The sequence below is a fragment of the Candidatus Zixiibacteriota bacterium genome, from assembly GCA_034003725.1.
Taxonomy (GTDB): Bacteria; Zixibacteria; MSB-5A5; order GN15; family FEB-12; genus WJMS01.
Map to the genome: position 1 here is coordinate 1 of JAVEYB010000010.1, position 26,944 is coordinate 26,944.

Sequence of the window (26,944 nt, forward strand, 5' to 3'; positions counted from 1 at the left end):
GTTTCTCGACGGTCTGCCGCAGGGTGGAGTCCGCCACTGGCGGAGTAGCTCGTCGGGCTCATAACTCCGCCGCGGCGGATCGCAGGTTCAAATCCTGCCCCCGCCACCAAATAGCAGTCCATTCCTCTGGGGAGAGGGAATTCTGTTTACCGTCTATGTCATTTTGTCTGAGTCGGGGCGACGGTACACCGGCTACAGCGAAGATCTCGACAAGCGTGTTGGCCAACACAACTCCGGGCTCTGCAAAACCACCAAAGTCGATACTGGCTGGCGGGTCGTTTACACAGAGGTGTATGCAACTCGGTCCGCGGCGATGAAACGCGAGCGCTGGCTCAAAAGCGGTGTTGGACGAGAGTTTCTCGACGGTCTGCCGCAGGGTGGAGTCCGCCACTGGCGGAGTAGCTCGTCGGGCTCATAACTCCGCCGCGGCGGATCGCAGGTTCAAATCCTGCCCCCGCCACCAAATAGCAGTCCATTCCTCCGGGGAGAGGGAATTCTGTTTACCGTCTATGTCATTTTGTCTGAGTCGGGGCGACGGTATACCGGCTACAGCGAAGATCTCGACAAGCGTGTTGGCGACTCCGGCGAGACGGGGCGAGCTTTGGCAGTCATGAGCGCCGCGGACTATGGGATCTGTCGGGCGAAAGTTTGTGATTGATTCCTGTCGGCGGGAGTGCTTCACTTTCGTTCAGCAATGCTCCCGTCAGGAGCGAAGATCGATTCTACGATGCGCAGAGAGGACGAACAGGATATGAGCGTGACTCCCGAAATCCTGCAGGCAATCGGAAACACGTCAATTGTGCAACTCCGGCGTGTTATACCATCGGGGTGTGCTAAAATTCTCGTGAAGCTGGAGTGGGAGAATCCGACCGGCAGTATGAAAGATCGGGCGGCGCAGGCGATGATCGCGCGGGCCGAAGAGGACGGCCGCTTGAAACCCGGTTACACCGTGGTCGAGTATACAGGCGGCAGCACCGGGATATCACTCGCCCTGATATGTGTGGCAAGAGGGTATCGACTCCGGATAGTGACTTCGGACGCCTTCAGCAGGGACAAGCTGACACAGATGGCCGCATTCGGCGCGGAGTTGACACTTGTCCCGAGTGAGGGCGGATTGACCACGAAGAAACTGATCCTGGACATGATCGAGTGTGCGCGACAGATCGCTTCGGAGCCGTGCACATATTGGACAGACCAGTTGCATAATGTAGACAGTATCGCTGGTTATTATCCGTTGGGCGAGGAGATATGGAATCAGACGGACGGCCGAATCGATGCGTTCGTGCACAGTGTCGGTACGGGTGCATCGTCGCGGGGAATAGCTGCGGTGCTGAAAAGCCACAGTCCGCTCGTGAACGTGGTGGCCGTCGAGCCGGCCGAGTCGGCTGTGCTGGCGGGGGGACAGCCCGGCCCGCATAAAATCGAAGGAGTGGGGATCGGCTACACTCCCCCGCTCTGGGAGCCGAGCCTTGTGGATGAAATCGCCGCTGTGAGCACGGCGGATGCAAAAGCGATGGTGCGACGACTGGCGCGCGAGGAAGGATTGTTCGCGGGAACGTCATCGGGGGCAAATGTCGTCGCGGCCATCCGAATCGGCGAACGGCTTGGCCCTGAGGCCACAGTCGTGACGCTGATGTGCGATTCCGGGCTGAAATACCTGAGTACGGATGTATACAGTCTCACGTGAGACTGTCACCAGGAACACAAAACATGGCAGGCGGAGTCGCCTGCCATGCTTCGCAGTCACAATTTCAATTGTAATCGCGGATCCGTCCGAGAGACCGGTCACGGCGCGAGTATCAGCACAGGAGCGTCGAACGCTCGTGGCGGAGCGGTATCGTACGGTTCGGAAGACGATCATGGTTTTCAGGGCGTGCCAGACCTCATCGTCGACCTCTCCGGTGTACAGGTCAATCGTGCGACCGACATTGTCGCGGAAGCAACGAAGCTGATCGCGGACACCCAATTCCGCCATTTGGTCGTTCACATCGACAGCAGAGAATCCGTTCGGCTCATTTCCGTTGTCGCCGTAGGCGCTGTTAGCGGCAAGAATTCTGTCATCGTATATATCGTCGCATCCCAATCAGCTGTGATCTTCCCGGGTTTCTGAGAGGAGTCCGCCGAGGTTGGACAAATGGAAGGCGGAAAGCGATCCCGATGCTCTCGCACCCGGATCGCTTGACAAAGTATACGCAGGGTCTCAGTTGATCATGATCATCTTGCGCGTGTCGGCATAGTTGTCCGTCTGCAGTCAGTAGAGATAAACGCTGCTGGAGTCACGGTCGGCCTGTCATTCTGGCGACTGGCCGGGAATAAAAACGGAAAGGCAGGGTGGATAGCGATGAGAACGGTGCTTGCAGTCGTGCTGGCGGGCCTCTCGCTCTGCGTCGGGGCGCTCGCCGCTGAAAAAGCAATGCTTCGCCCCCACGTATGGTTTGGGACGACCGTTACCTCCCCGTCGGCCGACGACCTCGGCTACGTGAGCGCCGACGGAGATAATCTTGATTCCTATCTTGACCATAGCAAGATGAATTACGGCGCCGGACTTCAGTGGTTTCTTCCGAGCACCACCAACATTCGGTTCGGCGGCGATATCGGCATGCGGAAGTTGTTCTCGGCCGAATTCAACACGGGAAGCGAAGACATTTCCTTCGTCGACGAAGATAACGACACCGAAGACGAGTACGACATCGTTGTGCCGGAGGTGGCCGAATATGCGCTTCCCACTCCAACTTTTTCCTGCAGGGAGGCGCATGTCTATTTGTCGTATTATGTTGGGGCACACAACCGGGTTGGTCCGATCGGATCGACGCAGACGTCTACTGACCGTTGCGATTCTGCAGATTGGTCGGCAGGACGTATCTTTTGTCTTGCGGGCTGAGGATCACGACCCCATATTGCAGCGGGGAATGTTTTGGAGATATCTGCTCGCACATCACTGCTTCGGGCGCTGCTCACACTGGTGATCGGTCTCACATGTGCCGGCGCCGCCGGCAGCAAGGACTCCGCCAATCTCGCGATACGTGAATTTCGCAAAATCAAGATATCGGATCGCGCAACCGACCCGGCGGAGGCAGCGGTCAAACTCGAAGTCCGCTGCCTCACCGAGCGCGGCGCCCGCAACCAGCAGCTATTCGTGAAGGATCGTTACGGGGCACGTGTCGATAAGGTAACCGTACGCGTCAATGGGAAGAAAATTCATGCGGATTTCGTGTCCGCAGTCTATCCCAAACGTCAGGATGTCTTCTTTTCTGATACGAGGCTGTGGGCCATAACGATTCCCCGGTCGGTTACGACAGGCGATGTGGTGACGGTGGAATACAAGGTCCGTTACAGCGCCTTCGCCGAACTTGATCTGCTGCAAATCCCGAATTATGGATTCTACGAGCGCTATGAGTTGGAGATCGATCACCCCTCGAACGTGGATGTCGCGTTTGAGTGGTATTTCCCTGCCGACAGCGTGTCGTTCAGCCTGGAGACGGTCGACCAGAAGCGGATTCGGCTTACGGCCGACTCGCTGCCCTGGCGGCCGCCGTTGGCGGGAACGGAGTATGACGATCTCCACGCCCTCGGTCTGATGGTTCTCAGGCGGGATGATTCACTGTTGACGCCGGCGACGCCCGAGGCGTTCACGTCGTGGTACCTTTCACAATTTGACTATCCCGTGGACCTCGCGGCCGATCTCGAGCCGGACCTGTATGCGGCGGTGCAAGGCGCACCGGATGAGCGAGCGGCGGTTGAGCGGATTCACGACTTCGTACGCGGATCCATACGGTATGTCTCCGATGTTGGCCCGCCACACACGATTCTGCCGCATGCACCGGAGGATGTTCTGGCGAATCGTTACGGCGACTGCAAAGACAGGGCATTCCTCGTAACCGCACTCGCCCGTCGGCACGGCCTCCGAGTATATCCCTGTATCGTCAGTACAAACAAGACGCGCGCATTTGGCGACCTGCATCCTTACCTGTTCAATCACGTAATCTGTGCGATTGACTCCGACGGCGGTCTGCTTTTCTTTGATCCAACACCGGAGAGCTATGCGTTCGGCACCCTGCCGCCGGATTATGTCGGGTGTTACGCGCTCGTGCTCGACACGGCTCGCCCTCGGGTCGTGACGGTTTGGCCCAGAGATACATTGCCTGACCTCGAGGTGCATCTGACCGGACGCATCGACTCGCTATCGACCGTTCACGCTGAAATCGTCGTCAGGGGTGGATATCGTTCTGAGGTGCTCAACGCACAGGCCACGATGACGGATTACGAGTTTCGGTCATTTCTTTCGGCGCGCATCCCGTTGTTTCTGTATCGGATCGTTCTCGACCATTTCCTGCTGTCAACGACCGACGACCACGCCGTGGTCATGTCGGCCCAGGCTGATCTCTCATCGTTCATCATCCGCACTTCGTCGAATGCGTATCTCCCGTCGAATCCATTCATTACGGTGGATCGCGCGGTATTGGAGCGTAAGAGTGACGCCTGGCCGCTTGTGACAGGCATACCGCGCCGTTATGTGTTGACCCTTGACCTTGAGGCGCCCGGGTACACGGCCGCCGCCGACTCTCTTCGGCTGGACGTGCCTGATATCGCCAGCCTTGAAGCGCACCTTGAACCGACCGATGAAGAGGAGTTTCGGCTGGGGTACGAATATCGACTGCGGGCGACGACGGTCGCAGGTTCTGCCAAAACCGCCTATCTCGAATTTTGCAGATCGTGTCTCGATAGTAAGCGGCATCTTTTCAACCTGGTGGAGGAAACGCACAGATGAAACTGCGTCTCTGTGTCACGGCGCTGGCGATAATACTCGCGTTGGGCGCCTGTACGAAGTCAAAAAAGCTCTATAGTCTGACCGGTCTCGAGGAGTCGGCGCCGACGGTCGCTCCCGTGGATCTTGCCGCGTACGAAGCGAGGTACGGCGAGTACGACGGCGTCTTTTTGTCGTACGATCAGATCGTTGAACATGCCGGAGGGAAAGAGCAAAGCGCAGCATCGCTATTTTTCCCCGTGCCATCGACCTGGCTCTACCAGGAGATCACGCGAACGCGCTATATCGTGTTCAATCCCAGGGTGGACTGGTTGACGACGTTTTCACTGTGGGCACAACCGAAGGATCTGTTCCTTCGCATCACCAATCCAGACGGCAGCCGCCGAGAATACGGGCTCGCCGACCTTCGCCCGGAGGATGACGAATTCGGCAGAAAGAGTCACCGCTTCATTTTTCCGGACGTGCAACGGGGTTCGATAATCGAAACGGGGTACGCGATCGAATTCGATGTGGGACTCGTTCCGCCGCCATTGAGGCATGATGTGCTGCTGCAACTCGGGGTACCCGCGGAGCAGGTCAGTTTCACGTATGCATGTCCTGAATGGTGGACCTATCAGGTGAAGAAGAACGGCGACAACCGGGTGCCGGAGCTGGACATCACGTTTGACCCGCAGACGAAGAAGGCCCTGTTGAAGGCGGTGCGACGAAACGTCCCGGCGGTAAAATCCGAGCGATATGCGCCGTACTTTCGTGACGTTGCGGATTACCTCGAGTTTCAGGTGACCAAGCTCGAGATGGCCGGAGCCAAGTACGAGGCCGCCGGCAACTGGACCGAACTCGGTGACCGAATCTACGATGGCGCGATGAAGGACATGGACGAGGTCACGATGGACATCCGGCAGCAGATTCAGCTTGCGGTCGGACCGGTCGAACTGCCGCTCGACAAAGTAAACCGCGTCCTTGCGTTCGTACGCGACAGCGTCGACATCGACGGCAAGAATCGTCGGGGGAATCCCGGCAAGATACTCAAAGACCGCAAAGGGGACGTGTTTGACGTCAACGCGTTGACCTGTGTCATGCTCTCCGAGCTGGGCATTCCCTCCGACTTTCTCCTTGCTCACTCAGCGCTCAGCGGCTATTGCGATCCGGAGTATGTCTCGATCGAGCAGTTCTACTACCCCGCGACGGGATGCCGTATAGACGGCGACTACTATGTTCTGTTCCCATATATAGAAGGTCTGCCGCCGGGTTTAGTCCCACCGTGGTTCCTTGATCAAAAAGCACTGGCAATCAAAAAGGGCGGCGTCACGATGATTGACTTGCCGGACAGCAGCCTGGTGCCCGGCGGAGTCACAGAACAGTACGACCTGACGATCGATGAGACGGGTCTTATCACCGTTGATGAAGAGCGGGTGCTGACCGGAGCCGACGCGTTTCTTATGCGAGACAGCCTTTCTACCCTCACACCGCCCGAGATGCAGGAGGCGGCTTCGCGGATGTTAACGTACAGTGATGGAAGTGTGCGATTGGAGTCATTCGATGTCGACGGTTTGCATGAACCGACTGAACCACTCCGCCTGACGTTCCGATACACTATCGATAACCTCGTGACCGTCACGCCCGACGAGGTTGTCTTCCAGACGGCCGGCCTATTTGCGCCGATTTCCGGCGCCCGGTTGGTGGATGATCCGGCGCAGCGTGTGAACGATGTTGCGGTACTGTTTGCAGCGGATCACAGAAAACTGATCCGTATTCACCACCCCTCGTCGTGGTCGCTTTCCACTGTCCCGGCGGATATCCAGAAATCGAACGAGTTCGGCTCCGTGAGCGGACAATTCGCCCGGGAGTCCGGATTTCTCTCTGTGGACCAGCACGTACACTTGAACCGGATACGAAGACCGAAAGAAGCGTACGCCGAGTTCCTCGACATAGCCGGTCAACATAGTGACCTGCATATTCCGACGCTGGTGTTCGCGTTGAACGAAGGGATAGCTCCCGCCCCCGCGCCGGACTCTGACGACGCAGGGCAATAGCGCCCACGGGATCGTGCGCCGCCGGCGGGGACCACCCGGGGCGGCGCCCGGTCGTATTCAACGACGCTCCCTTTTCAGCCCAGAAAAACCGCTTGTGAAACCCGAGCCCATGCCGCTATCATCTCTGGCCAATGGACACCATGACAATCATCGGCTTCCTTGCCGGGACGCTGACCACGGTATCGTTTCTTCCGCAGCTCGTCAAAGCCTGGCGGACCCGTTCTACCGGGGATATTTCGCTGGCAATGTATGTGGTCTTCGTATTGGGCGTCTTCCTTTGGCTGGTATACGGCATATTCCTGGCTTCCCTGCCGGTAATCGCAGCGAATGCCATCACGTTGGTCATCGCCATTGTCATTCTGCTGCTGAAGATCCGGTATCGGTGAAGAGGACCTCATCGCAGCGCATTGAAGGCGACTGATCCCCTGACATAGGCAGGACTGGTGCGGCGAAACTGCTCGTAGTACTCGCGACCATCGGGCACCAACCGAATCTCCGCACAATAATCACGCCAGTACTGTCGCCATCGGGAGTGCAACCGGAGCGCCCGGGAAAGCGAATCGTCGATCGGGGCCCGCGCGGCGCTGTCGATGTCGAGGGGACGAAAATCACCCAGGCGGGTCAGCAGAGACGGTGCGGGCGGAATTGTCCGGACCAGCGAGCGTTTCATCGCGTCCAGCCAGTCGAAACCGATTCGGATTGTGTCCAGATGGAATGACGGCACGGGGGAATCGGCGTCGGTCTGCAGCAGCGCAGACCCGGGCGGTCGGGGGCCGGAACTCGAGGCGTGCGCCGCTGAGTGTGTCACAAGCGCACACACAACCAGACACCACAGCCCGAAACGCATACCGGTACTGACCTCCTAAAGCGCTATTGAGCTTCGATGAACGTCAGACGCTCACGCAGTGTGATCGCTGCTGCTGAGGTCCAGCGGTCGGTCAATCGGGCCGACTCAGCGCACTACCCGCTTCACCAGCTGACCGGAGGCAAGCCGGGTGGTCGGTTCCAATTGATTAATCAGTGCGACCTCGTCCAGTGAGACGACCGACGGATAACGGCGGTGGAACTCATTCAGCGTCATCGCCTGCGGCGCGGCTTCAATCTTGAGCCGCATCGGTTGCATCGAAAGCTTGCTCTGGTCCGACAATCGGGCGAAACTCCGAATGGATGACCGAACGGTTGAGCTGTAGTTCGACCAGCCTTCCAGCGCGGTATATCCGAGAATCTGGAACACGAGGCCGCTGTGTGCGATAAACGTGGCGTTTCCGGCCAGCGTCCCCTGGTCGGTCGCGGCCTGAAAATCACCGCCTACGGCCGATAACCCGTTGATCGTGGTCGACTGCACCGCGCCGGCGGAAATACCCTGTTGGGAGAAAAACCCGTTGGCGGCGGCCTGCGGTGAGCTACCGGAGGCAAGCGTGATCTGAACCAACGCATCCTGCTCGGGACTGGCGGCAATCACACCCTGCTTGTCGTTGTAGGTCTGCCAGCCCTCGGGAAACAGGAACTGGAACGCCATGTCGGGATGGTAGAAGGCCGTGCCCTCGAAGAAGCCCTCCCTCGGATTTTGTCCATACATGAGGCCGTCGATTGTCCGAAGGTACTGATCCCGGCCGACAGTGGTGGCGCTGTAATTGATCGACATGGTATCCAGCGCGCGCTGGATGCGTCCGACCCGGTTCTCGGGGTCCGGGTGGGTCGACATCCACTCGGGAATGCGGCCGCCGCCCGAACCGCCGCTGACTCGCTGCAGCATGGCGAATATGTCGTCCATCTCACGCGGGTCGTTGCCGTCGCGGATCATGTAGCGCAAGCCGAGATCATCGGCCTGCTTTTCGTCGTCGCGGCTGAACTTCAAAAAGAGCAACTGCATTCCGGACCCGATCAGGCCGGAGTATTTCTGGAGTTTTGGTTCGAGCATGACGCCGACCCCGACGCCGATTTGCAGCAATTGCTGTTTGGTCATCTGCGTCACGGAGTGGCGGGCGGTCACGTGGCCGATTTCGTGGCCGACCACACCGGCCAACTGCGCTTCACTGGTAAGATGGGCCATGATTCCGCGGGTTATATATATGTAACCGCCGGGTACGGCAAAGGCATTCACGACCGGATCGTCGATTACCCGAAACGTCCACGGGAGCCCCGGTCTTTCGGAGACGGCGGCGAGTTCGCGGCCGACTCGGGCGACATACGCCTGCACCGATGAATCCTGGTAGGCGCCCATCGAGGCGACTATCTGGGGATCGGCGTCGCGCCCCATCGATACCTCCTGCGACTCGCTATAGAGGCTGAACTGCTCCTTGCCGGTCGCGGGATTGACATAACAGCCGAATACGACACAGCCCACCGCTGTCAACGCCAGTGCGAGGACGCCGAGTCGGGCTGCCCAGGACGAGAATCGAAGGCGCATCATCACGCCGCGATCCGAGACGGTACGATTCCACCGCATAACCATCCATGCTCCTTTCGCTCTGACCGAGAACCTTGCCTGTGGTAAGATGCGCAACGGCGGCCCAAACTGCAAGCACGGCCAGCCTGAAAAGCTATTGAACGGTCGTGGAGTCGGCGGCCGTTTGGGACGTTACCGTAAACGTCTTTTCGGCCAGCGGCTCGCCGGCCGGTCCGCGGACTTCCACTCGCCAGTTACCGACCATCTCCGGCGCAAGAGTCTTGTAGCTCCATGTGCGCCACGGACTGGATTTGACCGGCAGGTTGATCGTCTGAACCAACGACGTATCCATGAACCAGACATGGGTGATCTCGGTGCTGTCGGTCGCCCCCGTTACCAATGTCCACAGATAGATGCGTTCCGTGGTGACCGGAAACTCGGCGGCCTCGCCGACAGGTTCCCGTTCCACGACTCCCGACGCGACGACGGCTGTGGCGGTCAGCGAGGAAATCATCACGTCGGCTTGCGCCGTATCGTCGGGAGCAGTCGTCTGGTTTGATTGAGCAGGGGCCGTTGCCGGAAGCATGAGACCGGAAAGACAGAGTGCAAACAGGAGGACTTTCATGGGATTCTCCTTCCCTTCCCTGAGCGGATTCGTGACGGGAGATGTCGATGCGAGAGGTGAAGCGCGCCTTTTGATATTCAACAACCATATCGCCGTGCAGTTCCGGCATCGAGTTTAATCCGGGTTGGCCATCTCGCATGGACGTTCTCGGTGTTGACCTCCGGGAAGTCAGGCGCCTATATTGTCTATATCGACAATTCGACCGACAATGCCGTTCGAGGAGTAGTCCAATGGATGATGACATGCCTGCGGGTCGAGTCAGGTCCGATGTACGGAGATACCTTGCTGTTTTGCTCACCGGCATGGCGGACGCGGCAGACGATGCGCTGGTCATCCTGGACCGCGACTTGCGTGTCGTGTTTTTCAATACCATGGCCATAACGCTGGGCTTGTCGGTGGGATTGGAGCCGGAGAAAATGCTCGGCAAGCGCACTCGTGACGTCTATCCGTGGCTCGTCGATGAAATGGAGAAGGAGTATCTAGAGGTATTCGGCAGCGGCAGGTGTATAGTAAGCAAACGACATGTTCCCGTGCCTGCCGGCTCCATATGGATCGAGTCCAGGATGTCCCCGATCCGCGTCGAAGGCGAGATCGCCTTCGTACTGCTCGCCTTGCGTAACATCACCCACGAACAGCTCACGGAAGACGCCCTTACGTCGGCCGAGAAGCGCTATCGCCGTCTGGTTGAAAACATCCCGGCAGGCGTGTTTCGGTCTACCCCCGAGGGGACGCTTCTGTCGGCGAACCCCGCTATGGTCCGAATGCTGGGGTACGAATCTGAAGAGGAGATGAAAGCCGTCCAGGCCGGAACGACCTACTGTGATCCGGCAGTGCGCAACGTGCTGATGAAGCGACTCTTTGAAGACGGGGCCGTGATCGGGTTTGAGAGCAAACATCGCCGCCGCGACGGGCGGGAGATCTGGGTACTGTCAAACATGTACGCGACCTTCGATCAACACGGCCGGATGGAGTACTTTGAGGGAATCGATCAGGACGTTACTGAACGCAAACGGATCGAAGATGAGTTACGGGAAAGCGAAGGGCTGACACGAGCGATCATCGAACATGCGCCGATTGGTATTTCCGTGCGTGACCGCAACGGCCGGCTGCTGTTGTACAACGACACCTGGCTCAAAATCTGGGACATCTGGCCCGAGGACCTGCTGGACTACACGAACCGGTCGCGCACGTCGCTCACATTCGACGAGCGTGATTCGTATCTTGGCGCGTGGCAGGATCGCGTACGCGATGTCTACGAACACGGCGGCTATCTGCATATCCCGGAACTGGACGCGCGTGAGGCGCGCAAGCCTCGGCCGCTGTGGCTGTCACAACACTTTTATGCACTGCACGACGACTCCGGAGAAGTGGAACGAGTGGTTATTCTGACGGAAGACATCACTCGGCACCGGCAGGCCGACGATGCTCTGAGGCAGAGCGAAGAAATGACCCGGCTGCTGCTGCACAACGCGCCGGCATCGATCGCCTTGTTCGATTATGAAGGAGTGTGCTTGTTCGCCAACGAGCGTGCCGCCGCGGAACATGGTTCGGCTCCGTCGGCGATGGTCGGGCGGCACCTGCGGGAATTCTTCCCGCAAGAAACGGTGCAGGTGCAAATGCAGACGATCCGGAGAGTCATCGATACGCAGACCGGCTTTTCCGGCCAGGTGAGAACAGCGCTGTTAGATGGAGAAAGCTGGCTCGACGTGAACATTCATCCGCTTCGCAACAACGACGGCACGGTCAGAGCGGCCATCACGATTACGAGCAACATATCGGATGCGAAAGAAGCGGAAGCGAAGCTGAAGGAATCGTACGACTTGTTGGAACGACGCGTGGCGGAGCGCACCGGACAGCTCGCCGCTGCCAACGAGGAACTGCGTATCGAGCAGGAAATGCTCCAGCAGAAGAACATCACGCTGCAGGAAGTGCTGGGTCAGATCGAGGACGGCAAACGGGCCATGGCGGCGCAGATTCAGGCGAATATCAATCGAATCGCATTGCCGATCGTCGAGTCGCTCGCGCGCAAGTCTGACAGCGGCTCTGAACATCATGTGAAACTGCTTCGCGAGTGCCTGACCGATATTGCCGCTCCGTTTATCAGTCGTCTGGACCACCACCCGGTGAGCCTCTCCCCGCGCGAACTGCAAATCTGCAATATGATCAGAGGCGGGCTGTCGTCGAAACAAATCGCCGAATCGCTGAACATCTCCCTGCTGACGGTGAATAAGCAGCGGAATCACATACGCCGGAAACTGGGGATCGCTAATCAGAAGGTGAACCTTGTGGCGTACTTACGTCGGCTTGAAGGCTCATAGAATCGACCTATTAAGATCACTATTAAGTCGTTGTTGAATATTCCGTTACATTAGTTCCGTGATCGTATTTGTAAGAATACTCGCCAAGGCATAGGGTCGCAGGGCGATGTAATAGGTACCGTGAATACCTATTGCATGGATAGTTATACCCTATTGCACTTGATATTCTGCGCCCGATATTGGATATTAGTACAGAGTTACGTGATAAAGGTGCCTGTTCCGGCCTTGCCCCCCGTTGACGGCTTGTTGCCCCCTGAGACCGTCGAAGCCCCTAACCGGACAGGCACTTCTTTATTGGGGCAATAGTCGCAGGCGATTAATGAGCCTCCCGCCGGAATCAGTCCGAGCGGCTCGGTTTTACTTTCGAGACCAGTACCGTCCAAAGCGTCGCGTGCAATCCGCGAACCACTCAACTGCCTCAGGCGTTGCCTGACCGGGATGAAGGCGCCAGGTCCAGTTGCCGCTGGGCGTTGACGGCACGTTCATGCGCGCCTCGGCCCCAAGACCAAGCACGTCCTGCATCGGGATTATTGCCGTGCGGGATACCGTCATCATGACAAGCCGCGCGAGGTCGCGGTGGACCGACTCCGGCGTCACACGGTGGCCGACATACGCCTGCAGTCGCTCACGGGTTGCCTCGTCGGCCTCGCGTTCATACCAACCGCGGGCCGTATTGTTGTCGTGCGTACCGGTGTAGGCGACGGAGTTCGACTCGATGTTGTGAGGGAGGTAGGGATGGTCCGGGTTGTCTTCATCGAACGCGAATACCACCAGCTTCATTCCCGGGAATCCGAAACGTTCGCGGACCGCAACCACATCCTCGGTGATAACTCCGAGATCCTCGGCGATAATAGGCAGCCCGGGGAAGCGGCCGCGCAGGACGTTGAAAAAGTCCTCGGACGGCACTGCCCGCCACACACCGTTGACGGCCGTCTTTTCGCCGAACGGCACTTCCCAGTATGCCACCAGGCCGCGGAAATGATCGATACGCACCTTATCGAACAGGTGAAGGGTGTGGCCGAGCCGTCCCATCCACCACTCAAATCCACTTGCCTGCAGCGCGGCCCAGTCATACACCGGGTTTCCCCACAACTGACCTGTTTTGCTGAAGTAGTCCGGGGGAACACCGGCCACGACGCGGGGGCGGTACTGCTCATCCAGTTTGAAAAGCGACGGGTTGGACCAGACGTCGACACTGTCATAGTTTACGTAAATGGGGACATCGCCCACCAGCAACACGCCTCGTTCATTGGCGTATCGTTTCAGATCAAACCACTGCTGGAATACGAGAAATTGAAAGAACCTCTCCCTCTCCAGTGCGTCGGCGTGGCGATCGCGCGCGGCTTTCAGGGCTTCTGAGTCCCGAGTTCGGAGGCCGTTCTCCCACTGGTTCCACACGCGGCCCGTGGACTCACGTTTCAGGGCAACGAAGAGAACATACGGGTTGAGCCAGACGGCGTGTTCGCGGCAGAAGTCATGGAAGCGGGAGTCATGAGCCGACTGTTGAAACCGCATCCAGGCAAGTTCGAGGATCGCGCGCTTGGCGGCGCCGACGGTCGAGTAATCAATATGCGTACCGGCAAGCGATGGATACCCCGCGATGTCTTCCTCGTGCAGATAGCCGCACTCCACCAACCGATCGGGGCTGATGAGCAGGGGCTCCATGGCAAAAGCAGAGGCGCTGCTGTACGGCGAATTGCCGAAGGCGGGATCGGTCGGGTTAAGCGGCAGCACCTGCCAGTATCGCTGTCCCGACGCGGCCAGCAGGTCGACAAACGCATAGGCCGCCGGGCCGAGATCGCCGATGCCAAAAGCCGATGGCAGCGATGTAATGTGAAGCAGAATCCCGCTGGTGCGCTGGTCAGTCATAAAGCTCCGGCAATCCCGTCATATCCGTCCAGAGCGGGCCGTCACCGTGACATACGGGATCATCCCGATGTCGTCGCGACCGGGTCGGTGGGCTCTGGAGATGGCGCGATGCGCGTTCAGCCCGATCAGTCCTTGACGGCACTCACAAAGGTCTTATTGCCCTGGGTGTCGTAGGAGACCTTGCCTTCGCGGGCCAGCCATCCCAGCGCCTGGTAGGCCAACGAATCCTTTTCGTTGACCAGCTTGGGGATTTGCGACAGGGTCGCCTTATCCTTCTTGGCAAGCACCTGCCAGATCTTTCCGGCAGTCATCCCGATTGCATCTTTCATAGCATCCTGCTCTCAATCTATGCGGTTATGTGCCGTGGCTGCCACTCTTTCGCGGGTGAACTGCCACGATGTACTTTCACGTTTTCTGCGGCCGTCGGCCCGTGGTGCGCACTCGGAACCTGTGCGGAGGTCGCGGGCGTCGTTATCTCTCCCTGTTCGGTTTCAGCACGACAACACCCAGCGGCGGCAACACCAGAGAGAGCGAATACTCCTGCCCGTGCAGCTTGTTCGAGGAGGCATACACACCCCCCATATTCCCCTGCCCTGACCCCCAGTAGTGTTCGGCGTCGCTGTTGAGTATCTCTTTCCAATAGCCGCCTCGCGGCACCCCCACGTTGTAGCCGTGGCGCGGCACCGGCGTCATGTTACAGACTATCAGAAGCGTGTCATCGTCGTAATCGCCCCGGCGCAGATACGAAATCACACTCTGCTGCCAGTCGTTGCAGTCGACCCACTGGAAGCCTTCCAATTCGTAGTCGCGCCGGTACAGCGCCGGCTCACTCCGGTACAGCCGGTTCAGATCGCGAACGAAGTCCTGAATCCCCCGATGCACCGGGTACTGCAGGACGTGCCAGTCCAGGGAGTGGTCGTGCGACCATTCCGACCGCTGACCGAATTCGCCTCCCATGAACAGCAGTTTCTTCCCGGGGTGGGTAAACATATATCCGTACAACAGGCGCAGGTTGGCAGCCTGCTGCCACTCATCGCCCGGCATCTTGTTCATCAAAGAGCCTTTTCCGTGGACCACTTCGTCATGCGACAACGGCAGAACGAAATTCTCGTAGAAGGCGTACCAGATGCTGAAGGTCAACTGGTTGTGATGATAGCTCCGGTGGACCGGGTCGTGGGAGAAGTACTTGAGCGAATCGTGCATCCAGCCCATATTCCATTTCTGTCCGAAGCCGAGTCCGCCGAGATGGATCGGCCGCGAGACCATCGGCCACGCGGTCGATTCCTCGGCCACCGTCTGAACGTCGGGATACTCCTTGTACACCATCTCGTTGAAGCGCTTGAGAAATTCGATAGCGTCGATATTCTCGCGGCCGCCGTACCGATTGGCGATCCATTCGCCTTCCGTGCGGGAATAGTCGAGATAGAGCATCGAGGCGACCGCATCAACACGCAGGCCGTCGACGTGGTATTTCTCCAGCCAAAACAGGGCGTTGCCGATCAGGAAGTTTCTGATTTCGTTCCGTCCAAAATTGAAAATGAAGCTCTTCCAGTCGGGGTGAAATCCCTGTCGGGGGTCGGCATGTTCGAACAGGTGAGTGCCGTCGAAATAACTCAGCCCGTGCAGGTCGGACGGAAAGTGTGAGGGAACCCAGTCGAGGATGACGCCGATACCTCGCTGATGGAGAAGGTCGACAAGATACATGAAATCCTGAGGCGTCCCGAAGCGACTGGTCGGCGCGTAGTAGCCTCCCGTCTGATAGCCCCATGAACCGTAGAACGGATGTTCCATGACCGGCAGAAACTCGACATGCGTGAATCCCATATCGCAAACATAGTCGGCCAGTTGCGGCGCGATCTCGCGATACGTGAGGAAGCGGTTGCCGTCTTCCGGCTTGCGCCGCCACGATCCGAGATGCACTTCGTAAATGGAGAATGGGGCCCTGAGGTCATTGTACTTGTGGCGGGAGGCCATCCATTCACCGTCGTTCCAGGTGTAATCAAGATCCCACACGCGCGACGCCGTTCGGGGAGACACTTCCCAGTACAGCGCGAACGGGTCCCCCTTGTCCGCTCGGTAGCCGTCATGCTTTGAAACGATATGATACTTGTAGATCTCGCCCTTGCCGATACCCGGCACAAACCCCTCCCAGATGCCGGAACCGTCCCATCGGACGCCGAGAGGATGCAGTCGGGGATCCCAGCCGTTGAAATCACCGACGACCGATACATGCTCTGCGTTGGGCGCCCACACGGCGAAGTGCACCCCGGCCAGACCATCGACGGTCGCCAGCCGAGCCCCCATCTTCTCGTATATCCGATAGTAATTGCCTTCGCGGAACAGATGAACGTCGAAGTCGGTCAACGTGCCCTTACCGTATACCACTCTCGGTTTTTCCGGCGGTTTCGCATTCGTATGCTTGGTTACTTTTTCAGTCCGATTGAGAGCTTGTTTCGGCACGTGCTTCCTCCACTTGGCGTGAAATCGTTGTGCCCGCGAATTCGGGCGACATTCATCTGTATAACCGTGTGATAACTCCAGGGTTTCCATCGGGCAACACGGCTGCCGTGTGACCGAATCCCTCTTTAAAGTATCATCGGTCATCGCCGTCCGCAACATTAAGCGGAGCAGTGCGGGATAATGGAGTTCGCCCAAATCGAGGAGTATTTGTCTCCGGTATCGCCCGGTCACCGGTTGCGAAAGCGGCAGGAAGACGCTTCAGCGACCGTATGTCGACCAGCTTCGCACCGCCAGTTGATCGATCGGGACCCGATACAAAGCCTCGGCGAGCCGCTGGGCAAGTTGGAGGTTGGTGATCAGCGGCACGCCAAAGTCGACGGCCGCACGGCGAATTATGTAGTCGTTGGTGAGCTCTTCCTTTCGGTAGTCTTTGGGGATGTTAATAACCAGATCGACCCTCCGCTCTCGCACGAAATCAAGAGCGTTGGGGGAACCGCCTTCGAGAGGCCAGCGGAGTATCTCAGGAGTCAGTCCGGCCGCACGCATGAAGTCCGCGGTGCCCTGGGTAGCGAAAAAAGTCACACCCATTTCTTCGAGTTGGCGGGCGCCGCGCATGAAGGCCGCCTTGCTTTCGAGGGGCCCGGTTGACAGCAGGACGCGCCGGATCGGGAACCGGAACCCGACCGCGACGAGGGCTTTAAGAAACGCCTCATCGAAATCCCAGCCGAGGCAGGCGACTTCGCCGGTAGACGCCATCTCGACGCCCAAAGTCGGATCGGCGCCGTCGAGCCGACTGAAGGAAAAATGCGGCGCCTTCACCCCGACATAATCGAGGTCGAGAAATGACTGGTCGGCCGGTTCGACGGGTCGTCCCATTATAACCCGGGTCGCGGTATCGATAAAATTCCTCTTAAGCACTTTGGAGACAAAGGGAAACGACCGCGAGGCCCGCAGGTTGCACTCGATCACCATGACCTGGTTGAGCTTGGCGAGAAACTGAATATTGAACGGACCGTTGATCGACAGCGACCGCGCCACCTGGGTTGTCACACGGCGAATTCGTCGCATGGTCTCAAGGTAGGTGCGCTGCGGAGGAAGCACGAGGGTGGCGTCGCCGGAGTGAACGCCGGCATTTTCGACGTGCTCCGACACCGCCCAGCAGACCAGCTCACCGTCGCGGGCGACTGCATCGATGTCGATTTCTTTTGCATCTTCGATGAACTTGCTGACGACGACCGGCTGATCGCGCGAAACCTCGGCGGCTTTGCTCAAATAGGTTCGCAACTCGTCGTCCGTGCCTGCGACCGCCATCGCCGCCCCTGACAGCACATACGACGGCCGGATGATAACCGGATATCCAACGTTGCGTGCGAATCCATAAATGTCGTCGAGCGACGTGAGTTCCCGCCAATCGGGTTGCGGAAGGCTCAACTCCTCGAGCAGGCGGGAAAAGGTGTGGCGGTTTTCGGCGCGGTCGATATCGCGCGGCGACGTGCCCAGCACACGCATTCCTGCCCGGTGGCAACGCATCGCAAGGCTGTTGGGAATCTGCCCACCGACGGACAGTATCATGCCCATGGGCTGCTCGAGGTCATAGATTTCCGAGACCGTCTCAAATGAGAGCTCGTCGAAGTAGAGTCGATCGCACTCGTCGTAATCGGTACTGACCGTCTCCGGGTTGTAATTGACCATGAGCGTTTTGTACCCGAGCTGCCGGAGGGTGCGGGCGGCATTCACGCAGCACCAGTCAAACTCGACTGAGCTGCCAATCCGGTAAGCGCCGGGGCCGAGAATCATCACGCTCCCCTCCTGACCAAACGTGACGTCGTCGTCCGTACCGTTGTAGGTCAGATACAGGTAGTTGGTTTGTGCCGGGTACTCGGCAGCCAGCGTATCGATCTGTTTGACCGACGGCCGGATACCGAATGTCCGGCGCAATTCGCGGATCGATAACTCGTCTTTGTCGACGGCGGCTCCGATTTGTGCATCGGAAAAGCCGTGCTGTTTCGCTCGCAGGAGTAACGCTCGACTCAGACCGCCAGGACCGGCCGCCCGCAATTCTCGTTCGAGCGCAACAAGTCCGGCGACCTTATCGAGGAACCAGACATTGATGTGCGTTATGGCGTGGATTTCATCGACGCTCAAGCCTGACTTCATTGCTTCAGCGACTGCAAAAATGCGCCGGTCGGTGGGCTCGGCGAGCGATTTCCGCACGTCGTCAAACGTCATACCCTCGTTCAGTACCACTCCCCGTGCCCCGGTTTCGAGCATCCGCAGGGCCTTCTGCAGCGCTTCTTCGAACTTGCGGCCGATTGCCATGACCTCACCGACCGATTTCATCGCCGATCCGATCCGCTGGGAGACACCTGCGAACTTTTTCAGATCCCAGCGCGGGGCTTTTACCACGACATAGTCAAGAGCCGGTTCGAAACACGCGCTGGTTACCTGAGTAACCGAGTTGTGGATCTCTGTCAGCGGCCGTCCCAGGGCCAGTTTTGCCGCCACAAACGCGAGCGGATAGCCGGTGGCTTTGGATGCCAGCGCCGAACTTCGCGACAGGCGGGCGTTGATTTCGATCACCCGGTACGCTCGTTCAAGCGGAGACAAAGCGTACTGAATGTTGCATTCGCCTACGATACCGAGGTGCCGCACGACGCGAATGGCAATTTCCCGGAGCATCTGATATTCGTCGTCGGACAGGGTCTGGCTTGGCGCAACCACGATGCTCTCCCCCGTGTGAATGCCCATCGGGTCGAGGTTCTCCATGCTGCAAACGGTAATGCAGTTGTCGAACCGGTCGCGGACAACCTCGTACTCGATCTCCTTCCACCCCTCCAGATACTCCTCGATGAGTACCTGTTCGGTGTGTGCGAATGCACGTCGCGCCAGTTCTCGCACCTGATCTTCATTACGACAGATTCCTGAACCCAGACCGCCGAGAGCGTACGCGACCCGTGCCATCACCGGATACCCGATCGATTCCGCCGCCACGGCCGCCTCGTCAACTGATGTTGTCGAAATGCTCCGAGCCGTCGTGACATCGATCTCCTGCAGCCGAGTGACAAATCGTTCTCTGTCTTCCGTATCGATTATCGATTCAACCGGGGCGCCAAGGATTTCGACACCGTATTGCCTGAAAACGCCCCGACGATACAATTCGACACCGCAATTGAGCGCCGTCTGACCGCCAAAGCCGAGCAGAACTGCGTCGGGTCGTTCCTGTGCGATGACCTTTTCGACGAATTCCGGCGTAACCGGCGTAAAATAGACCTCGTCGGCGAAGTCCTCCGATGTCTGGATCGTTGCGACGTTGGGATTGATGAGGATGGTGCGAACACCTTCTTCTTTCAGGGCTTTGATCGCCTGGCTGCCCGAGTAATCGAACTCCCCGGCCTCGCCGATCTTGAGGGCCGAACTACCCAGTACAAGAACGGAGTTCGGCAGTGAGCGACCGTCGCCGTGGGACTCGCTCATCGCGAAACCTCGCGCGCGAAGTCATCGAATATCCAGGCGGTATCGACCGGACCCGGCTTTGCCTCGGGGTGGAACTGGACGGAAGCGAACGGTCTGCTGACATGACGGATTCCTTCCACCGTACCATCGTTGGCGTTGGTAAACCACACGCGCCAGTCGGACGGCAGGCCTTCGCGGCGCACCGCATACCCGTGGTTCTGCGACGTGATGACGCAGCGGCCGGCGTTGGGGGACCGTGAACCGGAAGATCCGCCGGTGTTTGGGCGCTGCTCGATGCAGGGTTGGTTGTGCGACCGATGGCCGAACTTCAGTTTGTATGTCTCGGCGCCGACAGCGCGTGCGAGTATCTGGTTTCCGAGACAAATGCCGAGAATGGGTTTGCCGATTGCCAGCGCCCGCTCTACGTTTCGCGTGGTCTCCGAGTACATCCTGGGGTCGCCGGGCCCGTTGGAGATGACCAGGCCGTCGAAATCCACGGTAAGGAAGTAGTGGTCGTGCGGTACGCGCACCACATTCAGGCCGCGCGACAGCAGGCTACGGACAATATTCGCCTTGCAGCCGCAGTCGACCAGAACAACTGATGGCGCATTTTCGCGGCCGCATTCGATCCGCACGACGTCGTTCACGCTCACCTGCGCTGCGAGATCCGTGGTGTTGGGGTCGACGAACTCACAACCGGCCGACGACATCACGATCTTGCCGAGCATGCTGCCACGGTCGCGCAGGTGACGCGTAAGGGCGCGGGTATCAACTCCGCACAGCCCGGGAACACCTTCCTGCTCAAGCCAGGAGGACAGGCTGCGTACGGCGTCGTGATGGCTGTACCGTGTCGAGTACTCGGACACTACCAGCCCGGCAACCTGGATTGAGTTCGACTCGAATCCGACCGGCAGCCCGTAGCAATCGGTCTGTGGCCGGGGAACACCGTAATTGCCGATGAGCGGGTACGTGAGGACCAGTATTTGCCCGCGATATGACGGGTCGGTGAGCGTCTCGGGATAGCCCACCATCCCGGTGTTGAACACGACTTCCCCGGCCGTGTCCTGAGCGGCGCCAAAGGCCTCTCCGGGTATCATGGTACCATCTTCGAGAATCAGCGTGCTGCGTGATGACATGAGATCTCCTCATCGGTGAGAGCGGGTGGCGTCCATGCTCGAGAGAAAAAGGGGAAATGACTGAATGCGGCACGGTTCGGCAGGCAGTACGACGGCCTACCGACCATCTCCCGAACCACAGGAGAATCGCCATGACCCCGGCACAGGCCGGGCAGAGCCTGTCGATTGAAGTGGAGGAGGAGTCAGAATGGCCGTGACCGCAGGTAAACGTTGCGTCGCAAACATGGCCACATAATATCCATAATCAGGCGGCTGTCAACATTTATTCTCGGCCGGTCAATGCGGCCGTGTCGATCGGCGAATCAGGGCCCGGCCTGTTTGTGAAATGCGTCACCGCTATTGCCCGATTCTCGCAGCCGGGAGATGTCTTCGGTGCGAGTCGGATGCCCGTAACTGTGCAGGAACTGCTGGTGCTGGAGATATTCCTGATGGGTCACGTCGTTTTGCCAGTTGCCGGTACCTATGCCGATTCCTGTCACGACGAGGAAGATACCGACCACGCCGATTGCCACCGTTCGCTTGTTGATTCGCCTGCGCGAGACCACCGTTTGCAGGTACAGGGTGTCAGCAACCGGGCAAACGTCGACGCAATTCATACAGGCGGTGCATTCATCGGAGACGACAGTCTTGACTTTGTCGACTTTGATGCTCGAAGGACAGGCCTTCGCACACTTCGCACAGTCAATACAGGAGATCGGGTTACGGGTGATTTTGAGAGGGCTCAGCAGCGAGGTCAACCCGAGCAGCGCACCATATGGGCACAAGTACCTGCACCAGAAATTGCGGATGAGGACCGACGCCAGAAGCAACACGCCGATGACGATGAGCGCGAATCGCGAAATGTCGGCGAAGAAGTAATACATCTTGATGTCGGACACAAGATTGTACGGGCTGTCCAGAAACAGGCGCAGGGCCGTTTCGTTCATCAGGAAGAAAATCGAGTAGGCGAAAAACGCCAGCAGCAGATACTTCAGGCTCCTGAGCGGATAATCGAGCCATCGCGGAATGCGAAGCGTACGTCCGAACAGCCTTCTTCCAAGATCGCCAACCATCTCGGAAATCAGTCCCACAGGGCATAGCCACGAACAAAACGACTTGCCGAACACCAGCGACATGAGGACAATCGCCAGCAGAATAAACAGCCCGGCGGGATGGTACGGGTGAATCTCCCCGGAGTGAAACCAGTAGTAGAGATTCATCAACGAACTGATCGGCAGGAAACCATCGACACCCGGAGGTCTCGCGACGAAAGCCGCCTGGCCGTCTGATTCAAGGTACTTGACGAAGAAATGCATTTCGACGCCGATCCAGACGCACAGGGCGGCAAACGACGTCTGACTCGCGAAACGTATCTTCTGGATGGACTTCTCGCGATTGCGAATCGCTTTTGGTCGATTGCCTTGTCGAGCGGTCTGCAAAACGGCCGAATCCATGCGGGTCTCCGTCATGTGCGTCACATGCCCTCCCCTTGCCCGGACGCAGGATCGTGATGAGTACTGATGTCGCCGCGAACGCCGACCGTGTACACATCGATAGGGACGCTCGGAGCTGCCGTGTCCCGCGCCATTTTGGCGATCTGTGCCAGCCCGTTGCAGCAGGGTACTTCCATTCTGACAACCGTGATGCGGCGCGGGGCCGCGAGCGCAAAAATGTCGGTCAGTTTCTGTAAGTAGAACTGCAGATCATCAAGCTTTGGACAACCGACCAACAGCGCTCGTCCGGCCAGAAAGCGGCTGTGAAAATCCGGGATGGCGAACGGACAGCAGTCCGCGCAGATCAAAATGTCGGCGTCCTTGAGATAGGGTGCATGTGGCGGGACCAGCATCAACTGCACCGGCCACTGACGCAGCGCCGACGGTCCGGAAGCCGTGGCTGAGGAGGACCGGGTTGACGCTGCGGGAGGTGCAAACGTCCGCACCATCGTCCCGGGGCATCCGCGCGTGGCCCCGAGCGAGATTGGTTCCGGTTGTGGCCGGCCGCGGCCGGTCAGATGTGCCTCGACGGCGGCCTCGCTGAACTCGGCGGCTTCCCGTCGCTCAATCGTGATCGCCCCCTGCGGGCAGTTACCGATACAGGCGCCAAGTCCGTCGCAGTAGACTTCGCTGACAAGGCGCGCTTTGCCATCGATGATCTGGATTGCGCCCTCGGCACAGGCCGTGACGCAGTCGCCGCAGCCATCGCATTTGTCTTCATCGATCCTGACAATATCGCGGACGGGCATCAAGTCTCCTTCACTCGGCAGCTTTCTTTTGCCTGCCTAAAGTGTCGGAAACTGGTCTACGATATCCCTTGACTTAGGTCAAGGCCGTCAGAATTTTTCGCCTTCTGCGACAGCCTGCAGACGGTTCCGGTCGAGTATTGTTATCTGCTTGCCGTTCATAGTGATAATGCCGGCATCGCGAAAGCGTCGGAAGGTTCGGGAGAGGGTTTCGAGGATGGTGCCGAGCTGGGCTGCCAGCTCGGTCTTGCTGGTGTCGAGGTTGATGGTGTCGGCTTGTGCGGTTTCAGCGCGTCGCAGCAGATAAAACGCCACGCGAGCCGGCACTTCCCGAAGCGACAGTTCTTCGAGTTTCTTCGTGAATTCACGCAGCCAGTTGGACAGGCTGCCGATGATTTTCAGGGCGATGCCCGGTGACTGGGCGAGCAGGTCAACGAATCCTCCCTTCGGGAAGTAGGCGACCTCGGAGTTTTCGGTAGCGATGCAATTAGCCGGGAAGCCCCGCCCTCGAAAAATCGCCGCCTCGGCAAACATTTGGCCGGGTCGCACGTGGTGCAGAGTGTACTCCTTGCCGTCGGGCGACGCCTTGTATATCCTCACACCTCCGCTGATCAACACGAAAAAGCCCGTGGCCGGATCGCCCTCCAGAAAAAGCACGGCGTTTCTCGGGAGAGTCCGATAGCTGACGATCGAAGTCAGCGCGGCGATTTCCTGCTCGTCGAGTTCGACGAAGAGAGGGCAGGATTTGAGTCGGCCGGCGGCGTCCATGCCGCATGAATAAGCAATTACGTCATTGATTACAAGCTCCTACTCAGCCTGAGTTTCCATAAACCGAAGAAACTCGTCCTGCAAATACTGATGCAGTTTGTATTCGGTGTCGGCCGTATCGGGCGGGTTGAGATACGCGAACGGTCTCGACTCGTCCTGGGCGAGGATGGAATGGCACATGGTGCAATCGCTGCTGATAGAAGAGCCGTCCTCGGCGGTCAGATTTGGATTGTGGCAGCGGAAGCAGCCGTCGTTGTTGCCCTGATGCCCGATGTGACTTCGGTAGTCTCCCCAGGTGATGTTCATGCCGTGGTGAACATTGCGGTAGTAGACCGATCGCAACACGTCGATGGCGCTGTCGATCGCAGCCGACTGTCGGGCCGCCGCCTGGGGATGTTTCCTCGAGTAGAAACCGTACAGGTGATTAGCGATTCCCTCGTATGCCGCCAGCGAGTCGGCATACGTGTTTGTCAGTGCCGACATGGCCTCGCGGCGAAGAAAGGGAAGATTCCGCTCCAGCTGACCGAGTCGGATACGTTTGTCAAGCGCCCGGTCCGGGCGCTCGTAGATGTGGGTAGCCCGGTTGTGGCAGTCGATACAATCAACTGTCCGGGGATCGGTCAGCGTATCGGTGTCGGCTGCTGATACCAGCGATCGGTTCGTGAACCGCTTGTACGTGCCGTCGGCCTGCCGGGCTTCCACCCACACCATCTGCTCACGCTCGTCGTCGACCGACACATAGCGGACCTCGTTTTCAGCGGCGACGTGCCAATGAATGCCGCTCTTCGTCCCGCTTCGACCCGCGTCAACCTTGAGATTGAGCGTCGTGTACTTCGGTGTTGACAGGCTGTCGTCGCCGTAACTGACGAAGGTCGCCAGACGGCTTCCGTAAAACTTATCGGGCCAGTGGCACTTCTCGCAGGTCTCCCGGGCAGGACGAAGCTGGTGCACGGGGGTGGGAATCGGGCGCTGCAGCAGATCGAAGGTCACCGATATCATCTGCCAGGTGCCGTTGAGCTTGCTGTCGACCAGGGCGCCGACCCCCTCGCCGACATGACACTCGACGCACTTGACCCGGGCGTGCGGCGAGTCCTGATAGGTCACCCACTCCGGATTCATCACACTGTGGCAGGCGGTGCCGCAGAACTCGGGCTCGTCCATGAATCCCAGCATGCGACTGCTGGCCGCTCCGAGAAAGATGACGTTGGCCAGCGTAAACAGGCCAATGGTCATCACGATGCGCGACCCGAACAGCCCCGCCCTCGTATCATCAGGCTCAAACTGCTGGGACAGCAACTCCGTGGTCGTGCGACCGGTTTCGCGCTTGCGCTGCCGCCAGCCGATCGGTATCAGGATCAGGCCGACCACGAATAAAGCGGGAAACAGCAGGTAGGTCACCAGGCCGACATATGCGTTGGTGAGCAGTCCGGCAAGGCGGGCGAGTTCCAGGATCACGAACGTTATGAAGGAGGAGGTCGTCAGCACGACCCCCACCAGTCCGATCCGGTTGACTGCGACGCCCCGGACGAATCTCATATACTTCTGGAGCACGAATCAGCCTACCGTTTCTCAAAGAAGGTCTCGTACATCTGCTGCATCTGGCCGTCGCGAATTGACTTCTTCAGACCTGCCGTTTCTTTGTTCATCCACGCGTGCATGGGGTCTTCGGTCAGAAGTTTGTCGATGTAGGCGTTGATCGCCGGATTGTTGAACTCCCGGGCCTGCGGAATCAACTTGAAGTAGAAGTGCATGACGACTTCGTACATACCGTGCCACCAGGTGTAGTCCGGTCCCATCATGGCTGCGCCATGCCGCGCCCGGCGCCCCTCGTGATGCCACAATTCCCAGTACGTCCACTCGATATCATTCGAGAAACTGGCTTTGTTCTCCAGGACGTTGTTGGCGTACACCAGCTTCATGATCTCCCCGGCCGGGCGGGCAAACTTCTCGTTGTACAGTTCCACCAGCGCATCGAACTGGTAGTAGTGTCCGTCGGCGAAGGCCTGTCCGTGACACGAGGTGCACACGTTTTTCATGTTGGCGCGCTTCGTCTGCCAGTTGTCTTTTTTGACCGAAATCTCCGGCCGCAACGTCCAACTGATGCGCCTGCCGACGTCGTGTGTTGCTTTTTGATCTACCGTCGCCGACATATGGCAGGTGGCGCAGGTGGGAGCCTCGAAATAATCGACGCCAACTACCCAGGAGTCTGATGCGAGATTCATGTGCTCTATGTTGGTATAATAGGCGTTGCCGTGTTTGGATTCCTCGTAGACCTCCTTCTGCGGATGGTCGGGACCGAGGTGACACTTCGAACAGGCCTCCGGCTGGCGCGCCTGCGCTTTCGAGAAACTGTGGCGGGTGTGGCATGCATTGCACGAGCCCAGAGACCCGTCCGGATTGATCCGTCCGATGCCGGAATTCGGCCAGCTTTTTTGGTCGAGCTTGTTCGGTGAATTGGGATCGATTCTCACTTTGCCGCCGTGGCAGCTCTCGCAACCCATGATTGCGGCCGGCGATCCGGCAGTGACATGAGCCAGATAGGCGTCGTTGGACTCGAGGATCTGACCCGCCGTTGCGTGATACGACGCCTGCACTTCGGCGGCTTCTTTCTCATGACAGGTCGCGCAGTCTTTGGGCGTAACCAGTGTGGCTATCAACGCGTCGTAGTGCGTGAAGGCATCAGCGTCGCCCTTATCGGCGCCGTGGCAGTCGATACAGGTCACCTTGTGCTCGCCGTGCTTGCTCATAAACCACTGCTTGTACAGGCCGGGGGACTTTTCCTTGTGGCAGGTCATGCACTTTCCGGCGACATCGGCCGATGTCTGCGCCGATACCGATAGTCCCAGACCAGTACCGATTGACAGGGCGAGACCGAGTACGATAACCAAACGCATATGCACACTCCTTATG

Annotated in this window: 20 protein-coding genes; 7 read left to right on the forward strand and 13 right to left on the reverse strand. The window is 58.6% G+C overall.

Annotated features, from left to right (window positions below; all coding sequences use genetic code 11):
- Positions 1 to 727 precede the first annotated feature (727 nt).
- The 6 genes from RBT76_11515 (at position 728) to RBT76_11540 (ending at position 7,184) form a co-directional block, all read left to right on the forward strand.
- The gene (locus RBT76_11515; GenBank protein ID MDX9858410.1) at positions 728 to 1,687 is read left to right on the forward strand and encodes a cysteine synthase family protein; all 960 of its coding nucleotides are present in this window, start codon (positions 728 to 730) and stop codon (positions 1,685 to 1,687) included.
- A 45-nt stretch (positions 1,688 to 1,732) separates the two neighbouring features.
- Complete coding sequence (locus RBT76_11520) at positions 1,733 to 2,110, forward strand: hypothetical protein (GenBank protein ID MDX9858411.1); 378 nt, start codon at positions 1,733 to 1,735, stop codon at positions 2,108 to 2,110.
- 231 nt (positions 2,111 to 2,341) lie between these two features.
- On the forward strand, positions 2,342 to 2,881 hold the full coding sequence (locus RBT76_11525) for a hypothetical protein (protein MDX9858412.1): 540 nt from the start codon (positions 2,342 to 2,344) through the stop codon (positions 2,879 to 2,881).
- A gap of 33 nt (positions 2,882 to 2,914) precedes the next feature.
- Positions 2,915 to 4,768, forward strand: coding sequence for a transglutaminase-like domain-containing protein (locus tag RBT76_11530; protein MDX9858413.1), 1,854 nt, complete (start codon positions 2,915 to 2,917; stop codon positions 4,766 to 4,768).
- Entirely contained in the window at positions 4,765 to 6,798 is a 2,034-nt protein-coding gene (locus RBT76_11535) for a hypothetical protein (protein ID MDX9858414.1), read from the forward strand. Before RBT76_11530 ends, RBT76_11535 begins: the two co-directional genes overlap by 4 nt.
- Positions 6,799 to 6,929: 131 nt before the next feature.
- Positions 6,930 to 7,184: a SemiSWEET transporter gene (locus tag RBT76_11540; protein MDX9858415.1), complete on the forward strand. Its 255-nt coding sequence runs from the start codon at positions 6,930 to 6,932 to the stop codon at positions 7,182 to 7,184.
- An 8-nt stretch (positions 7,185 to 7,192) separates the two neighbouring features.
- Here RBT76_11540 and RBT76_11545 read toward each other — a convergent pair whose 3' ends face one another.
- From RBT76_11545 to RBT76_11555, 3 genes are all read right to left on the reverse strand, one after another.
- A complete protein-coding gene (locus RBT76_11545) occupies positions 7,193 to 7,645 on the reverse strand; it encodes a hypothetical protein (GenBank protein ID MDX9858416.1) in 453 nt (150 codons plus the stop codon).
- A 105-nt stretch (positions 7,646 to 7,750) separates the two neighbouring features.
- Entirely contained in the window at positions 7,751 to 9,247 is a 1,497-nt protein-coding gene (locus RBT76_11550; GenBank protein ID MDX9858417.1) for a M48 family metalloprotease, read from the reverse strand.
- A 94-nt stretch (positions 9,248 to 9,341) separates the two neighbouring features.
- On the reverse strand, positions 9,342 to 9,812 hold the full coding sequence (locus RBT76_11555) for a DUF2914 domain-containing protein (protein ID MDX9858418.1): 471 nt from the start codon (positions 9,810 to 9,812) through the stop codon (positions 9,342 to 9,344).
- Between the two features lie 230 nt (positions 9,813 to 10,042).
- On the opposite strand from RBT76_11555, the gene RBT76_11560 reads away from it, so the two are divergent.
- Positions 10,043 to 12,130: a PAS domain S-box protein gene (locus RBT76_11560; GenBank protein MDX9858419.1), complete on the forward strand. Its 2,088-nt coding sequence runs from the start codon at positions 10,043 to 10,045 to the stop codon at positions 12,128 to 12,130.
- Between the two features lie 357 nt (positions 12,131 to 12,487).
- Here the strand turns inward: RBT76_11560 and malQ are convergent, their stop codons facing one another.
- The 10 genes from malQ to RBT76_11610 all read right to left on the reverse strand — a co-directional run bounded on the left by malQ (position 12,488) and on the right by RBT76_11610 (position 26,928).
- A complete protein-coding gene (malQ, locus tag RBT76_11565; protein MDX9858420.1) occupies positions 12,488 to 13,999 on the reverse strand; it encodes a 4-alpha-glucanotransferase in 1,512 nt (503 codons plus the stop codon).
- 125 nt (positions 14,000 to 14,124) lie between these two features.
- Positions 14,125 to 14,328 carry a winged helix-turn-helix domain-containing protein gene (locus RBT76_11570; GenBank protein MDX9858421.1) on the reverse strand — a complete coding sequence of 68 codons (204 nt, stop codon included), beginning with the start codon at positions 14,326 to 14,328 and terminating at the stop codon, positions 14,125 to 14,127.
- A gap of 142 nt (positions 14,329 to 14,470) precedes the next feature.
- Entirely contained in the window at positions 14,471 to 16,384 is a 1,914-nt protein-coding gene (glgB, locus tag RBT76_11575) for a 1,4-alpha-glucan branching protein GlgB (protein MDX9858422.1), read from the reverse strand.
- Between the two features lie 333 nt (positions 16,385 to 16,717).
- Positions 16,718 to 19,933 (reverse strand): carbamoyl-phosphate synthase (glutamine-hydrolyzing) large subunit, encoded by a 3,216-nt coding sequence (gene carB / locus RBT76_11580; GenBank protein ID MDX9858423.1) that lies wholly within the window; start codon positions 19,931 to 19,933, stop codon positions 16,718 to 16,720.
- A complete protein-coding gene (gene carA, locus RBT76_11585) occupies positions 19,930 to 21,048 on the reverse strand; it encodes a glutamine-hydrolyzing carbamoyl-phosphate synthase small subunit (GenBank protein MDX9858424.1) in 1,119 nt (372 codons plus the stop codon). The genes carB and carA overlap by 4 nt, the downstream gene beginning before the upstream one ends.
- Positions 21,049 to 21,350: 302 nt before the next feature.
- Positions 21,351 to 22,496, reverse strand: a complete 1,146-nt coding sequence (locus RBT76_11590; GenBank protein MDX9858425.1) for a 4Fe-4S binding protein — start codon at positions 22,494 to 22,496, stop codon at positions 21,351 to 21,353.
- Positions 22,497 to 22,501: 5 nt separating this feature from the next.
- Positions 22,502 to 23,269: a 4Fe-4S binding protein gene (locus RBT76_11595; GenBank protein MDX9858426.1), complete on the reverse strand. Its 768-nt coding sequence runs from the start codon at positions 23,267 to 23,269 to the stop codon at positions 22,502 to 22,504.
- An 87-nt stretch (positions 23,270 to 23,356) separates the two neighbouring features.
- Positions 23,357 to 24,034, reverse strand: a complete 678-nt coding sequence (locus RBT76_11600; GenBank protein ID MDX9858427.1) for a Crp/Fnr family transcriptional regulator — start codon at positions 24,032 to 24,034, stop codon at positions 23,357 to 23,359.
- 39 nt (positions 24,035 to 24,073) lie between these two features.
- A complete protein-coding gene (locus RBT76_11605) occupies positions 24,074 to 25,585 on the reverse strand; it encodes a NapC/NirT family cytochrome c (GenBank protein ID MDX9858428.1) in 1,512 nt (503 codons plus the stop codon).
- Between the two features lie 8 nt (positions 25,586 to 25,593).
- Positions 25,594 to 26,928, reverse strand: coding sequence for a multiheme c-type cytochrome (locus RBT76_11610; GenBank protein ID MDX9858429.1), 1,335 nt, complete (start codon positions 26,926 to 26,928; stop codon positions 25,594 to 25,596).
- Positions 26,929 to 26,944 lie beyond the last annotated feature (16 nt).